At 46.2% G+C, this 14,653-nt stretch carries 11 protein-coding genes and 1 tRNA gene; 3 read left to right on the forward strand and 9 right to left on the reverse strand.

The annotated features are described in order from the left end of the window. Positions 1–209 precede the first annotated feature (209 nt). The 3 genes from BMZ72_RS33760 (at position 210) to BMZ72_RS33775 (ending at position 2,430) form a co-directional block, all read left to right on the forward strand. The gene (locus BMZ72_RS33760) at positions 210–884 is read left to right on the forward strand and encodes a DUF4844 domain-containing protein (RefSeq protein ID WP_218155323.1); all 675 of its coding nucleotides are present in this window, start codon (positions 210–212) and stop codon (positions 882–884) included. Positions 885–1,495: 611 nt separating this feature from the next. Further along, a tRNA-Lys gene (locus BMZ72_RS33770) sits at positions 1,496–1,568 on the forward strand. Positions 1,569–2,109: 541 nt separating this feature from the next. Next, entirely contained in the window at positions 2,110–2,430 is a 321-nt protein-coding gene (locus tag BMZ72_RS33775) for a DUF805 domain-containing protein (protein ID WP_089815506.1), read from the forward strand. A gap of 127 nt (positions 2,431–2,557) precedes the next feature. Here BMZ72_RS33775 and BMZ72_RS33780 read toward each other — a convergent pair whose 3' ends face one another. The 9 genes from BMZ72_RS33780 to BMZ72_RS33820 form a co-directional block, all read right to left on the reverse strand. Next, positions 2,558–3,058 carry a hypothetical protein gene (locus tag BMZ72_RS33780; RefSeq protein WP_089815508.1) on the reverse strand — a complete coding sequence of 167 codons (501 nt, stop codon included), beginning with the start codon at positions 3,056–3,058 and terminating at the stop codon, positions 2,558–2,560. A gap of 173 nt (positions 3,059–3,231) precedes the next feature. After that, complete coding sequence (locus tag BMZ72_RS33785; RefSeq protein WP_089815510.1) at positions 3,232–3,660, reverse strand: VOC family protein; 429 nt, start codon at positions 3,658–3,660, stop codon at positions 3,232–3,234. A 235-nt stretch (positions 3,661–3,895) separates the two neighbouring features. Continuing rightward, positions 3,896–4,423 (reverse strand): serine hydrolase, encoded by a 528-nt coding sequence (locus BMZ72_RS33795; protein WP_089815515.1) that lies wholly within the window; start codon positions 4,421–4,423, stop codon positions 3,896–3,898. Then, on the reverse strand, positions 4,420–4,653 hold the full coding sequence (locus BMZ72_RS37250) for a serine hydrolase (protein ID WP_143087858.1): 234 nt from the start codon (positions 4,651–4,653) through the stop codon (positions 4,420–4,422). Before BMZ72_RS37250 ends, BMZ72_RS33795 begins: the two co-directional genes overlap by 4 nt. A 297-nt stretch (positions 4,654–4,950) precedes the next feature. After that, positions 4,951–7,161, reverse strand: coding sequence for a Gldg family protein (locus BMZ72_RS33800; protein WP_089815517.1), 2,211 nt, complete (start codon positions 7,159–7,161; stop codon positions 4,951–4,953). Beyond that, positions 7,158–8,102: an ABC transporter ATP-binding protein gene (locus BMZ72_RS33805; RefSeq protein WP_089815519.1), complete on the reverse strand. Its 945-nt coding sequence runs from the start codon at positions 8,100–8,102 to the stop codon at positions 7,158–7,160. Before BMZ72_RS33805 ends, BMZ72_RS33800 begins: the two co-directional genes overlap by 4 nt. 78 nt (positions 8,103–8,180) lie before the next feature. Beyond that, the gene (locus BMZ72_RS33810) at positions 8,181–9,611 is read right to left on the reverse strand and encodes a RagB/SusD family nutrient uptake outer membrane protein (protein ID WP_089815521.1); all 1,431 of its coding nucleotides are present in this window, start codon (positions 9,609–9,611) and stop codon (positions 8,181–8,183) included. A gap of 12 nt (positions 9,612–9,623) precedes the next feature. Then, complete coding sequence (locus BMZ72_RS33815) at positions 9,624–13,013, reverse strand: SusC/RagA family TonB-linked outer membrane protein (RefSeq protein WP_177223012.1); 3,390 nt, start codon at positions 13,011–13,013, stop codon at positions 9,624–9,626. A 345-nt stretch (positions 13,014–13,358) separates the two neighbouring features. Then, complete coding sequence (locus tag BMZ72_RS33820) at positions 13,359–14,555, reverse strand: FecR family protein (protein WP_089815525.1); 1,197 nt, start codon at positions 14,553–14,555, stop codon at positions 13,359–13,361. Between the last annotated feature and the right edge of the window lie 98 nt (positions 14,556–14,653).

Consider the following 14,653-nt stretch of genomic DNA (forward strand, 5'->3'; position numbering starts at 1 on the left):
TAGGGCAAAATTCGGCGTATCGGCAGGGCTAAATATGCGGATATCAATCCAAAAACTGCAAAAATCAAACAGTAGATCTTATTTTATTTTGCCCCTTTTTGCGATCATTTTAGTAGCATTGCAGATCTTATAGCAAGAAGCTATACCCATGGGAGATAAAATCTGATCACATTTGAGAGCATATATCCCCTGATTGTTTTCCAATGTCTATGAAAATTATGCGCGTGAAAGAACATATCCTGACAGCCTTATCCGGTTTTAAACGCAGGGATAAATTTTCCTACGGTGTATTTCAGGAAAGAGGCTTAAATCCTTCTGACGATGAACTGTGTCAGTGGTTGCAGACGCAGTTGAATATATGTACTGATCAGTTGATTGCCGCAGTTGAGGCAGATGGCAATGAGAAGAAATTGGTGAAGATCCTCAGAAGTAGCCTTGATAATCTCGATTCTACCTACTTTGATACAGAAGAACGTGAGCTGATCTGTGACTATTATTATGAATTGTCGCGGATTGTTGATGCCGATATAAAACATGATCTGAACAGTTGGCTGCACGGTATGATACTGGGCACCGTGCTTAGAATAAGCAATCTGCTGAAACGACAGGAACGGATTATAGAAACCCTGGAACAACCCTGTACGAGTTGCAACTTACCGCTACGCACATCTATCCTGGGGAAAGAAGCAAGTATCCCGGATTTTAGCTGGTCTATTATCCGATGCAATAACTGTAATGAGTATAATCTGTTGTCAGTAGGACCCGGTGTTAAACAATTCAGATTTGAGAATCATGCGTCCATCGAACAACTGTCAAAGGCCGATTATAGTGAAGAGGAGGCCAAAGTGAGATTAGAGCAGATAAAGTATTTCAGGAAGAAATAGTATTCTATGGCAGAGAAAACGGACCGGTTCCTTAAAGAGAGGTATCTATGGAAGGTCAGACAGCGCCCGGGATCATCAGAATTTAATTTCTTATTTGACGACCTGTCGCCGGAGCACCAGACCGATTTGTTATCATATATCGACAAGTCATCAACAGGTATCCCTGTGCTACTTTTTACATAGCCAGGAGGTGAGTGGACTTTGTTATGTACCCGGCAGGTAGTGGGTTTTGACGGTCAGACGTGTTGTGCTGCTTCGCTTGGTGATATTAAAGTGATGTCCCCTGTAGAGCTGATCGGATTAGATGGAAATGAGCGTTTACGGAAAGTAAGGGAAGGTGGTAAGAGTGAACTTCATCAGCTTTCTGTAAAGATGAAAAGCGGTGAATCTATTATACTTAATGCGAACAAAGGTGCTGATTTCTTTGAGATGTGGAGTGTTTTATTGATGGCGGCGAGATTGCATAATTGGTCCGGAGATGACTTGTAGATAAAGGTTTGAGGGGGTATGATAATTCATGTGATGAAATATTTAAAGAAGTTTTTTTAAAAAAGTGTTGGTTATAAAATATATTAACCTATCTTTGCACTCCCAATTACAAAAGAGGGAATGATTCCGTAGCTCAGTTGGTAGAGCAATACACTTTTAATGTATGGGTCCTGGGTTCGAGTCCCAGCGGGATCACAACTAATAAAATTAAGGCGTTCTTATCGGAACGCCTTTTTTGTTTCCCGCTACCAGAGTGATTTTCAAAAGAATTGCAGAAACAGCCCGGTCAACAGATCAGTTCAAAACGCCCGAAATAATGGCTTATTCCAGACTGAAAAATTCGAAAGAAAATCAGTCTGGCCGGATCAAAAACACTGGAATAAAAGCAGTTCAAGGCTACAAGAGATCTGCGCTCCGTGCTGCTACTGGAAGAGCACGACCGTATCACCGACGATCCTTCCATTAAGCAGCAATTACAGTCATACATTTTCCAATAGCCCAGGAGTTTCTTAATGCGCAATCCTCTGTCCTACCTTTTGGGAGTACCTCACTTTCTGCCAACGGTCTTTAAAGAAAGCTGCGCCCTGAGTGATTATGACGTCATGAAGCAGAGTTGTGGCCGAGCTAGAGTTATATTTAGCGGGTCGGTAAGCAAGAACACATATTTCCAGGTGTTGATCTAAACATTTTGTCTTGTATCTGGTTAGTTTATTTTCACCCGGTTAAATAGCTATTTATGTTTACGGATCCTTTTTCATTTAATGGCAGGATTGGCAGGCTAGAGTATTTTTCCTCGTTGGTAATTGCAACGTTGGCAGTAACGTTTATCAGTATATTGGCTGCCCTTTATTGGAATTGGCTGGTATTGTTGTTTATCCCTGTTTTCTATTTCTTATTGGCCCAGGGCACCAAACGGTGTCATGATCTGGATAACAATATGCTATGGCAGTTTATTCCTGTGTACGTTTTCTGGCTGCTGCTGGCGCCCGGAAGTGCTGAGCCAAATAAGTATGGGATGTGTGCAGAAGAACTATTGGGTACGGGATCTTTAAGATAGCAGGTTAGGGGATATCGCTCCCCAGAGGCGTGAAGGGGTGCAGTATTATAAACATCATGAGATATAGGCATTATGCTACCTTTCTTCCTATTAAGAACTGCCGAAGGGAAAGAGGGAGCGACTATGATTATGCGCCTGGTTGGGTACTGAACTGGTGTTGTTTGTTAAATGTTCCTTCGGGAGTGGTGGTTTGCAGTTCTATGGTCCAGTTGTGAATCCAGCCTCCATGTTCACCCGAGGTGGTTTTTTCTGCGATGGTTACATTTACCTCATCTACTTCGCCACTATAATTAAGCATGGTGTTGGGGATTTTGCTGAATCCTTTTTTGGTCATGTAAGCGTCGAATTTGTCTGCGTCGAATACGCCCTCTTCTGGTCCTTTCCCTCCGTGCCTGGTATCTGCCTGGAATGTGCCGGAGAAGCCGGTGCTGATCTTTTTCTGATACTCATCTATTATTTTTCCGAATTTCTTTTCTATGTCTACCGGGAGCGGTGTTGCTGCGACTGTGGCTGAGGGTTGTTGTTGTGCCGTTGTGTCCTGATTATTATTGTTACTATCGGAGGAGCCGCAGGAGAGAAGAGTACTGATGACCAGTACGGAAAGGGCTGTACGTGTAAATGATTTCATGTTGAGCGTGTTCGGTTTGTATGAATATACGACAATTCTGAGTATGCTCCTCTACTCCCTCCGCCTCTGGGTGAGAGATGTACGCAGGGCAGATGGGTGGAAAATATTTTGCTACTTCCTCCGGTTGACAGCCATCTTCCCCTGAAAGGGGAAGAGAGTGTGATGCCTAATTATTACAGGCTTGGGTCGAATTCCACTATCCATTCGATGCCGTATTTATCCCTGAACATTCCTGCGTAGGTACCCCATGGTGTATCACCTATGTCTCCTTCAACTTCTCCGCCAGCTGATAATCCCTGGAATGCCTTGTCTGTTTCTTCGCGGCTTTCGGCACTTACAAGTATCTTCGACCTGTTTTCCCTTTCATTTACCTGGCCCATAAATTCCGGTACATCGTTCCCAATTAACACGTTCTGTCCGCCTATCGGTAAAGCGATGTACATGATCTTATTTGCTTCGCTTTCGGGGATTTGAATTTCGCCAACTGTCAAATCTTTGAAACGGATGATCTTGCTGAATTCACCGCCCAAAATTGATTTGTAAAAATTGAAAGCTTCTTCGGCATTACCGTTAAAGTTAATCCATGGATTGATTGTTCTCATAATAGTATTTTATTTATTGCTTTATGGGGAATCTTACTACCGTCATGAATCAAAGGTAGGTGATGACAAGATGTTTAATGAGGGTTATTCGCGACAAATAAGGGGGTTTTTAAGCCATGGAAATGAAGCTACGACCCGACGGAAGGGAGAGTCTTTCATGGCTTTTATGTTGATTTTTTTACGGGTAAAGCCACAATCCATGACTTACGGGGATTTCCACGATGAGATGTCACACTTAAAATAGAAATAAATTTGAAATAAGTTCATTCTTTAAATCTGATACCCTTTCTTCGCCACTACTATCATTTACCAATATAACAATAGCTGCATTATTATCAGGATAAATATAACATAGAGAAGTAAAGCCAAATCCATCTCTGCCAGTATGCATTATAAATGGTAAGCCGTTGTATTCTTTTCCTAACATCCAGTTTAATCCAAGGCTCATGCCGTCTGGTTTTGTAAAGGTAACCTGATGGCTTAGATTAATTGCATCATTTTTCTTGTTTAGATTAACAGCTGCATATGTGAGCATGTCTGCGGATGTCGAGAACATGGACCGGGCTGCCCGGAAACCGTAATCGGGAATAAATGGTAATGCTTTCCCATTCTGGTCATGGCCGGTAAGGAGTTGTTGTTCTTCTTTTGCTGTTAACTGAGGTGTAGTATTTGCCATTCTTATCTGCTTTTTCGGAAACGAGGTAACAAGCTGATTGTATGAAGTATGATAGACTCGCTGTAAAGTAGCAATAAGTACCATCATAGCGTTGCCGTTAAGTCAACCAGTCGGACTGAATGTCCTTTGTAGTGTAGATTTGGGTATTTTCCAGGTAAGTATTTCCTGATATCATCGGTCAGTTTCATCTTTTTATCTATAACCGCCTGGGCAGGCATGATGCCGGCAAATGTTTTTGCAATTGAGCCTAATCCGAAAATACTGTTACTTTGACTTAATTCGCCATCTCCACGATGAAAGTTATATTGATGCTGTATGCCATTTTAATTATGCCGATAGACAAATCAAAGGTTGCGGGAGATTGCATGTAATGTTCTGCTGCCCGCTGAATAATACTGTCAAGTGGCGTTTTAAGCGGATTGTTGTTCTTAATTGCCGATTGGCTCTCAGCCTGTTGCCCATTTTTCTGCTATTCTATCTTGATAAGCAGGGTTTATTTATCAGGTCTATGAACTGTTACGGAGCTTCAAATTGAAATTGGAGAGGTTGGTTTGGGGTGAGTATTCGGGATATTAGTAAAAAGCAGCTGTCATACAACAGCTGCTTTTACTATTTTATCGCCTGCGGCGGTATAATAATAGGACGGCGGCAAAGATTAACAAGGCGCCTGGTATTACACCAAAGAAGATAATTCGCATTATTAAAATACCCTGATCGTCGCTGTCGATCACATCTTTGGATCGGATGGCGCCAGTGTTAACAGGGAACGTGCCGTAGGTAAACCAGCGGAACATTTCTGTAATGAGCGGTTGATTCCAGTTATATGGCTTGCGGCGGCCCAGTTCACTGGAACTCATGAAATCGGCATCACCCGTCACTATGATCCGCTGTTCTTTGCCATTTATGTTACGTTGCGCCGCTATGGCCAGCGCTTCGCTATTTTTCGCTACCAGCAAAGGTACAATGTGAAAGCCGGTTGTGTCCCGGTAGCTGATGCCAGAGGTACCCACCATAGATACCACACCGTTGTCAGCCCTGTAGCCGGCTAGTTTAGGGGCTATCGTGGCTGCACTATCAGCAAAGCGGGCAAGGATAAAGTCGGGGGCGTAATCGCGGCTTTCTTCCTGTATCGTTGTAGTATCTGGGTGTATCCCGAGTGGCTGTAACAGCGGTGCTACAACGTTTTGGGAAGCAGGTTCAGTGATCACAAAAAGATTTCTGCCGTTAGCTATGTACTGTACCAGTTTTTGCTGCACTTCGGAGGGGAACGCGGTTTTTGGATCGGCGATCACCAGGACCGAAGTGGATGTAGGAATGTCTTGCAGCGCAAGATTTACGGTATCAACATTAAAACCCTGGTTGATGAGCGCACCCCTGAACGTAAGTTCGTTTACAAACGTTCTGAATTCCGCATCGCCTGCTTTGGTGATACTGCGTTCGCCGTTGCCACGCAGGAAAGTAATAACGGGAATGTCAGCAGGTGTGATAAGCCTTTTCAGCGCCGCGGTAAATTCCTGTTCGCCAGGATATATGCGAATGTCGTTGTAGTAACGTAAAAAGGTTTTCTTATCACCATACTCCAACAGTCGTACCAGGCGATTTTCTTCTGGATTCAGATCTACGATCTTTTTTACTGCGTCCGGATTCAGCACTTTTCGGAAATCGAGATCCTGGATATCGGCAACTTTTTTGGCAATAGCTGCATCGCTTTCCCCAGGATAATTTTTGTAAAGTCCTTCGTTATTTGAAAAGTCGTAGTAATATACGTATTCCATCTTCATATTGGGCATAAACCGGCGGTAGGGGGTGAGGATACGTTCGTCCTCACTTTTCTTTTCGGGTGCCCCGAGGTAGTAGTTATTATCCAGGATGTTTACGTAGGTGGTTACTTTCAGGGGATGCTCCATTTTGGAGATCAGTTCCCGGCTTTGTTTACCTAAGGTATGCGTTTGCGTAGCCGTCATATCAATATATCCGGTGAAGGCAGGAATGGTGCTCAAATAACCGATCAGGAAGCACAATCCGACCAACCCGATGTACCGGGTCGTGCGTATCAGTTTGGAGCGGGCTTCGCGTTGATCTTGCAGGCGCATTCCTGTAATGGCCAAAAAGAAGCCAATCACAATCAGGAAGTAAATGATGTCCTGGGTACTGATCAGACCGAAAATAAATTGTTCGGTTCTGCCGGCAATCGACATAAAGTAGGTGATATGCCGTACGGTATCGTTTCCCTGGAACAATCCGCCTACAAAGTTAAGTCCCGCTAATACTGCGAGTGTGCTGATCGCTGCTACAACCTGGTAGGTAGTGAGTGACGACATAAATAGTCCGATGGCCGAATAGGCGCAGATCAGCAGGTACAGTCCAATCGCACCGGAGGCTAAAAATAGCCAATCGATATTGGTAATAAAAAACGAACCTGCCACTCCGTATAAACAAATAATAATGAGCAACAGTGCGCCGTAACCCATCATGGCTACGTATTTGCCGAGTACAATATCTTTTACTTTGATGGGAGAGGATAGCAGCAGTTTTATGGAACCACTGTGTGTTTCACGACTGATCAGGCCCATGGTAAGCAATGGAATGTAGAAGTATAGGGTATTCTTTACACCGGGATAAAATCCTTCCTGTAATCCCGCAAACACCATGGAGGTGACATCGTTAAAATGATTGCCCATACGCTGTGCGCGGCCGATCATTTGTATGTAATAAAGAAAGTTAACGCCTATCTGTACGGGAAACACGATCAGGATGAGCCAGGCCACCGGCGAATGAAACAGCAGGCTCAGTTCCTGGCGGGCTATTCTGATAATTACTTTCATGATTGAACGGATGGTTTAAATGTTTTGTTGGATAACTGTGCGAAAATGGCGTCAAGCGAACTTTTCTCCAGTGTGATTTCTTTCAGGCGCCATTTCCGGTGAACGCTTATTTCCACCAGTCCTTCTGCAATGTCGGCGGTAGGATCGAAGCGCATGCGAACGGTTTTGTCCGTGAGGAACACGACTTCTTTCACGCCTCCGATTGCCCGTAGTTCTTCGGCTGAAGGAGGGTTTTCCATGGTAGCTACCAAACTATCCGGTTCGATGTAATTGTTGAAAGTATCCATCGTGTCTTTAAATACGATCTTGCCACCTTCGATCATGATGATATCCTGGCAGGTAGCCTGTATTTCCGAAAGGATATGGGAAGAAAAGATTACAGCGCGGTCGGTTGCAATCTCTTTGATCAGCTGTCGTACTTCCAGGATCTGATTAGGATCCAGGCCGTTGGTAGGTTCGTCCAGGACAACTAGCAGTGGCCGGTGAATGATCGCCTGGGCAATGCCCACCCGTTGCCGGTAACCGCCGGATAAGTTACCGATCAGTCTTTTGCTGAAATGAGCTACGCCGCATCTTTCTTTCACCTTGTCAACGGCTTCTCGAATGTTCCTTTTTTCGATCAACCGTAAGTGCGCACAATAAGTGAGGTATTCGTCTACGGTCTGTTCCAGATACAGTGGTGCGTTTTGCGGCAAAAAACCGATCCGTTTTTTTGCCTCTTCCGGATCAGTACGCATGTCGATGCCTTCTATCAACACCTGGCCACGTGTTTGGCTCAACACGCCGCAAAGGATGTTCATAGTAGTAGATTTCCCGGCCCCATTAGAACCGAGTAGTCCTACTATACCGTTTCTGTTGATCTCGAAGTTGATATCCTGCACCGCCCAGTCTTTGCTGTAGCGGTGAGATAGGCCTTCGATTTTTACGATATTATCCTGCATATTCAATTTATTACGCAATAAGAGATGAATGGCACCGGAAACTTCCGGCGCCTGATAGGAATGGTTGGTTGGATATTTTTATGGATTCAGTGGCCAGTCCGGATTGAATATGGTGGCGTTGGGCCATAGCTGACGCAGATATTTGTCGCTGCCGGGTAGCAATTCATATTCTTTTCCTTCGGCGGTATGTTTAATGGTTTTACGAAAACGTGTCTCCTTGTTCAGACGTTTCAAATCGATAACCCGCATGCCTGTAAATGCAAGCTCACGACGTCTTTCCTCCAGTACGAAACGGAGTATACGTTCATCATCGTTCCCGAAATCTTCCGGCGTAAATACCTTGTAAGCGGCCGGTGTAATCCGGTTTAGACGAAGTTTGTTGATATCGTCCAGGGCTTCCTGCTTTTTGCCTTCACGGGCGAAACATTCGGCGCGTACAAGGTACATTTCAGGTACGTTGAGGTAGTTACTGTAAAAGTCTCCGCGAAGGAAAATTTTTACCTGGTACCTCGACATGTAGTTGAACGGTGGTGCTGGTGGCCAGCCATCGGCGTAATATAGCGTCCAGCGTTTATCGTCGTTGGTGAACAAAGCACTTAGTTCGGGTGAGGCGCAAACGTCCATGCCCAGCCCGAATGGTCGTAGGAAATGTCGTGCCACGATGGTTTCAGGATTCAGCTGCGCATCCGGGATGTTGGTCCAGCCCAGCGGTGCTCCCGGTACATTAGGGAACGGACCGGGAATGATGATGCTGTAATCATTCATGTTTTTAAGTCCGCCTTGTAGCGAAATAGCCAGTGCCGCGTTTTTACGGGCATTCTCATAATCGCCCATAAACAGATATGTCCTGGCCAGTAGTGCATATCCGCCGGCTTTAGAAGCCCTGAATTTTGTGAGTTTATTTTTCTCAGGGAGATCTGCCACTGCGGCTTCTCCATCGCGCAAGATCTGATCGTATACTTCTTTTACGCTGTTCCGGGTAAATTTAGCATTGATGTCAGCGATCAATGCAATGGGAATCCCGGGCGTTGTAGCGGCAGAAGCAGCATCATAATGCTGCGCGTACACGTTTACCATTTGGAGATGCTCCATAGCACGGCCAAGGTAAGCTTCGGCGCGAACGCTCCTTTTGTTGGCTTCCGTTCCTTCAGTAGCATCCATAATGTTGTTGATGATGCTATTGTAGTAGAAGATCCTTTTATAACCTTCACTCCAAAGATAATCGTTGGCGCCCTGGTCGTAAGGATTGTTGTTAAAAGTGTATATGCGCCGGCCGTGTAGTTGCTGCTTCGTATACAGGTTACCGGGTTCCCCCTCTGGGAGAAACGCGTCATCGGATTGTAAATCCCAGAAATAATCGCCAAAGTTAACCATGGTACCGGAATTGAGCATGTTCTCGTAGTCGGTGGTGGTTATGGGAATGAACTTATCTTTCGGTTTGATGTCCAGAAACTTGTCGCAACCGGATAAAACAATGAGGCTGAATATATATATAGATAATTTTTTCATGATTCCGCTTTTTTAGAAGGTGATATCAATGCCTGCTGAGTAAACTGGCATCACCGGCAACAGCCTGTTGGCGTATTGTGAGGCGTGCTCGTATGCTTCCGGATCTATACCGGCATCGTTGGCGTACCAGGAGAAAGGATTCTGTACCTGAAGGGTCAGTTTGGCAGAAGTCAGTTTTCTGATTGGCGACAACAATCGTTCAAAGTTGTAGGAGAGCGCAATGTCGCGCACTTTTATGTAGTCGCCTTTGAGTACGTTGCGGTCAGACGCGTAGGAGAGCAGTGTGTAATAGCTGCCGCCATCACCTTTAAGGTCAGGTGCAGGCATCATACCAGGTATTTTTTCATCACCCGGTTTACGCCAGAAATTCGCTACGCGCTGGTCGGTGTTCCTGAGTGGAAAGTTGGTCTGGATGGTAGGAACTACATCCCGGATCACGTTGCCGCCATTGGCAATGATCATTACGCTGAGAGAAAGCTGTTTATAGCTAAAGCTGTTGGTAAGCCCGGCAGTGTAAGTTGGGCGGAGTGTTCCGCTGTATACCAGTCCTTTCACATCAGTCATGTTGGCCACTATCGTACCGCTCTGATCATAGTTCGTAACCACTTTCCCGTCAGCATCGTATACCAGCATGGAACCATTGGTAGGATCGAGGCCTGCTGAGCGGAAGCTGAACATGGCATCCATTGGGTAACCGATCTTGTTTACACCATAGCCGCCGGTAAGCGTATAGACTGTTTGATCTTTGGTATTGATGTCGGTCATCCTGTTCTTATTGAAACTCAAGGCAAGTGTGCTGTTCCAGGAAAATGTTTTCCCGGCGATGTTGCGGGTGTTCAACGCCAGTTCGAAACCTTTGTTATTCAGACTGCCGTAATTGATCAATGCGTTGGGAAAGGCATTGGTAGGATCGATTGTTTTTTCGCCGAGTAAATCCGTGGTATTGCGGACGTAATAATCCACAGATCCGGAAATCCGGTTGTTTAACACGGCAAAGTCGATACCCAGGTTGGTGGTGGCCGTTTTTTCCCAGCGCAATGATTTATTGGGAGGATATATAATATCTGTGGCGGTGGCATTGGCTTCGGCAAAAAATGTAGAACGTGCCTGGAGGAACGGTCCAACAGTACGGGCCACGTTGCCACCTAAACCGTAGGTCGAACGGATGGTCAGGCTGTTCAGCCAGTTGATTTCTTTCATGAAGTTTTCTTCGGTCAGTCGCCAGCTCGCGCCCACCGACCATAACGGCAGGTAGCGGTATCGGGGATCGGTGCCAAAGAGGTTGGAGTTGTCTACCCGTACACTACCTGTCAGATTGTACCGGCCGTTATACGTGTAACCTGCGTTGCCATATACCGAAATGTATCTTTCTTCACCATAATAGAAACTGTTGCCATCGTTAAAGGGCAGGGCGAAGGTGCTGGTTAGCGACTGCGTTCCTTTAAGATTGCCAAGTGCGAGTTCGTTTACTGGCTGGAACTGCAGGTTGTTATCGCTGTAGCCCATTCTAAATACAGCGGTACTGGCATTCGAAATGGCCCTGCGTTCAGTGCCGGCCAGGGCGGAAATATGATGTTTCGAGGCGAAGGTCCGGTCAAAGTTCAGCTGCATGCGCGCTGTATACGATTTGGAGTTACCGCGTGTTTCGTATAGTTGTCCGCCATCGGGAACATTTTTTATCAGCTCATTGTCGATGAGCTGTGCGGCGTCGTTGATCATCCTTTTCGCATAGTAAGAGGACGAGTTGTAATACTGCTTGTTATAGCTTGTGCCGCGTTCAGTCTGGTATTTCAGGTCGAGGGTCAGCCCTTCAATAATTTTTGCCGTAAAGCCGCCCTGTACGCGGAAGTAGTTTGACCAGTAAGATAAATCAGCACGGTCCATTTCCTCCAGCGGACGGTAAGTTTCGTCATGTAGGCCCAGGTCGATCAGCCGCTGGATCTCGTAGGCCGATTTTAGTTTCGTGAAATCGGCCGGACTGCCATCAGGGTTACGCAGAATTTCATAAGGCATGTTCCAGTAAAATGACTCCGGGCTTTCTGGTTGGTATTTTCCTTTACGGATATTGGTGTTGGTGCCTATCTCGGCATCCAGCCAGCGAAACACTTTTACGCGGTCTCTCAGTCCAAGGTTTATATCGTCGCTGCTCGTTCGTAACCCATACCCGCTATTGCCGGTATAGTTTATCATCATATTATACTGATGGATATCGTTGCCTCCACTGGCCGAAAAAGCCTGGCGGTGTTTTACATTGTTGCGCATGAACAGATCCTCGAGCTGACTTTGTCCGTCCTGTGTTTTGAGTCTTGCCAGGGTGGCATCCAGTTCGGCCTGGGTAATGTAACCCTGTTCCTGGTCATACAAGGCCTGCAGCACTTTGGTATTGCCGGTACGTCTGATACCATCGCTGAACCCGGGATGCCATTTGTTAAAGAGTTCCTGTTGTAAATCCACCATCTGGGAGGAATTGAGCAGATTCATATAACCGGCATCTGGTTTAGCGGTGAAAAACACACCGCTGCTAAAGGTTACTACCGGCTTCCGGCTGCTACCATGGCGGGTGGTAATGGAAATCACACCATTGGCAGCACGTGTGCCGTAGATAGAAGATGCGGCAGCATCTTTCATCACGGTTACGTTTACGACGTCAGCCGGATTAATATAATTGAGATCTCCTTCATAGGGAAATCCGTCTACCACGTATAACGGTTGCTGGTTGCCATATAAGGTAGACAGGCCGCGGATAGTGGGTGTGCCGTTTTGCATGAAAAGCCCTGGAACGGTGCCTTCCAAACGGTCCATAATGCTGGTTTCCATTCTTGCGCCCAGAGTAGCTTCGGTTACAATGCCAAACGAGCCGGTGGCACGCTCTTTAGGGATAGACTGGTAACCTGTGTTGGCGATTACATTCAATTCGCTCAGGCTGGAAGAAATGAGAGGCAGTATGATCGTGCCGACATTGCCACCTTGCAGCATAGCGGTAGTAACGACAATTTCTTTAGTTTGATAACCGATAAAGCTGATGCGTAGTACACTGCCCGCCTCAATCTGAAGGGAAAAGCTGCCATTCATATCTGTAATGGCCGATCGGCCACCGCCTGCCGCTACTACAGTAGCACCGATCAATGGTACGCCCAGACTATCGGTTACCCGTCCAGCTACTGGAGTAGCTTTTGCTACATTGGCATCGCTGGGTAGCGGATCATTTTTGCTATAAAGGAAAATCGTATTGTCGGTTACTTTATAATTAAAAGGCTGGTTCTTTACAATGAGGTCCAGGAAACTCAGCAGTGGCATGTTTTGTACAGAAGCTGATACTGCGGTTGCTTGTTGCAGCAGGTCAGACTTTCCCCATACAACATACCCGGTTTGTTTTTTGATGACTGCGAATACCTGTTTCATGGGTATTCCTCTTCCCGAAAAGGTAATTGATTGGGAAAAAGTGTTGGCCGACACGTGTAAACAGAAAAGAAGTAGGAAGGCACTGGTTAGTTTCATTATCCGAAGCATTTTGGTTGGGAGCCGGCATGACATACCCCAACGGCTCCAGTAAGCTGTTTTTTGCATAGATTTGCAACGTTTGGTTGTTAAAAATGGAGGTCTCGAAACCCGTTTTGTAGCTACCAACGATCTTCCGGGAGTGTTTGCCGCACTTCCGGTTTTTTTGTCTGGTAGCCTGATCTTAGTTGATAAATATTACTTCATGTTTACGATTTCAATTGATAATTATGGCATAGGTAAAATATGTTATGGCATCACGATTAGCTTACGGCCTTCTTCCAGTCGGAAGTGCACGTCGGATCGCTCCAGTCCGTTCAATACGTCAGATAATTTTAAATTGCGGCTCATTTCGCCAAAGAACACAATATTGGGCACATTGCCTTCGTACACTACTTCCAGATCGTACCAGCGTTCGAGCTGGCGCATCATATCTTTCAGATTTACGCTGTCGAAATTAAACAAGCCGTTTTTCCAGGCGATGGCTTGTTCCACGTTTGCATTGCTTTTTATATCGAAGTTGCTACCTGTGGCCTGTAATTGCTCACCCGGTTTTAACACCACTGCGCCACTGGTTTTGCCCGCCGGCGATATTTTTACCCTGCCATTCACCAGGGTGGTATAGTTGTTCTGGTCGCTGGTGTAGGCATTGATGTTGAAGGCGGTACCCAGTACTTCCAGGCTTATGCGGTCCGGCACATTCACGCGGAATGGTTGCCGGGCATTGGCGGCCACTTCAAAGTACCCTTCGCCCGTAAATTCGACTGTTCTGTCCGCGCCGTTAAATGCCACTGGAAACCGTAAGGAGCTGCTGGCATTGAGCCATACTTTAGTACCGTCTGACAGGGTAATATTAAACTGCCGTCCTTTGGCCGTACTAATGGTATTGTATTGCACTGGTCCTGCCACTTTCTGTCCCGACGTGTATTGGAGATTGCCGTTTTGCATTGCCACGGAAGTGCCGTTCTGCCGCGTAATAACACCATTACCAGTGCTGTCCAGTGCGAGTTGTGACCCATCGGAGAGTGTGAGCATTGCGCCGGTTTGTCCGGGGGCTACGTCCAGCGAGGCATTGCGTACCATTTGGCGCACGGGGTGAGGGTTGTTCCGGTTAAGATACCAGGTCCCGGCCGCTATCAGTACCACGGCTGCTACTGCCCACCACCATTTGTGGAGGTAGTGTACGCGCGTTGCCGGTGCCGTAATGGGATCGGAGGGTAGCTTGTCTGACCGCAGGATCTGATCAGCTACCTGGCGCCACTGTTGGGCGCTGTAATTGGGTAGTTGCTGATCGACATGAACTTCCAGCCAACTTTCGGCATCATCGATCGAGGCGTCTGGGACGTCACAGTCGATCAGGGCGCTAAGCTCGTTTAGCTCCTCTGCGGTGGCATTGTGGCTGGCAAGGCGTTCCAGTAAATATGTTAATCGGGCGTTTGGTTTCATTATAAATAGGAGTAAATAATCGAGTTATGGCTCCTTATCTATACCAGACAATCGGGAAGACGATTGGTACCGAAAAAAAGTAAAGTTTTTTTCGGCGT

The sequence above is a fragment of the Chitinophaga sp. YR627 genome (assembly GCF_900114995.1).
Classification (GTDB): domain Bacteria; phylum Bacteroidota; class Bacteroidia; order Chitinophagales; family Chitinophagaceae; genus Chitinophaga.

What these genes read in the sequence shown, in the direction of transcription:
- BMZ72_RS33760 (WP_218155323.1), top strand. Translation starts at nt 210, where the DNA reads ATGAAAATTATGCGCGTGAAAGAACATATCCTGACAGCCTTATCCGGT.
- BMZ72_RS33775 (WP_089815506.1), top strand. Translation starts at nt 2,110, where the DNA reads ATGTTTACGGATCCTTTTTCATTTAATGGCAGGATTGGCAGGCTAGAG.
- BMZ72_RS33780 (WP_089815508.1), bottom strand. Translation starts at nt 3,058, where the DNA reads ATGAAATCATTTACACGTACAGCCCTTTCCGTACTGGTCATCAGTACT.
- BMZ72_RS33785 (WP_089815510.1), bottom strand. Translation starts at nt 3,660, where the DNA reads ATGAGAACAATCAATCCATGGATTAACTTTAACGGTAATGCCGAAGAA.
- BMZ72_RS33795 (WP_089815515.1), bottom strand. Translation starts at nt 4,423, where the DNA reads ATGATGGTACTTATTGCTACTTTACAGCGAGTCTATCATACTTCATAC.
- BMZ72_RS33800 (WP_089815517.1), bottom strand. Translation starts at nt 7,161, where the DNA reads ATGAAAGTAATTATCAGAATAGCCCGCCAGGAACTGAGCCTGCTGTTT.
- BMZ72_RS33805 (WP_089815519.1), bottom strand. Translation starts at nt 8,102, where the DNA reads ATGCAGGATAATATCGTAAAAATCGAAGGCCTATCTCACCGCTACAGC.
- BMZ72_RS33810 (WP_089815521.1), bottom strand. Translation starts at nt 9,611, where the DNA reads ATGAAAAAATTATCTATATATATATTCAGCCTCATTGTTTTATCCGGT.
- BMZ72_RS33815 (WP_177223012.1), bottom strand. Translation starts at nt 13,013, where the DNA reads ATGAAACAGGTATTCGCAGTCATCAAAAAACAAACCGGGTATGTTGTA.
- BMZ72_RS33820 (WP_089815525.1), bottom strand. Translation starts at nt 14,555, where the DNA reads ATGAAACCAAACGCCCGATTAACATATTTACTGGAACGCCTTGCCAGC.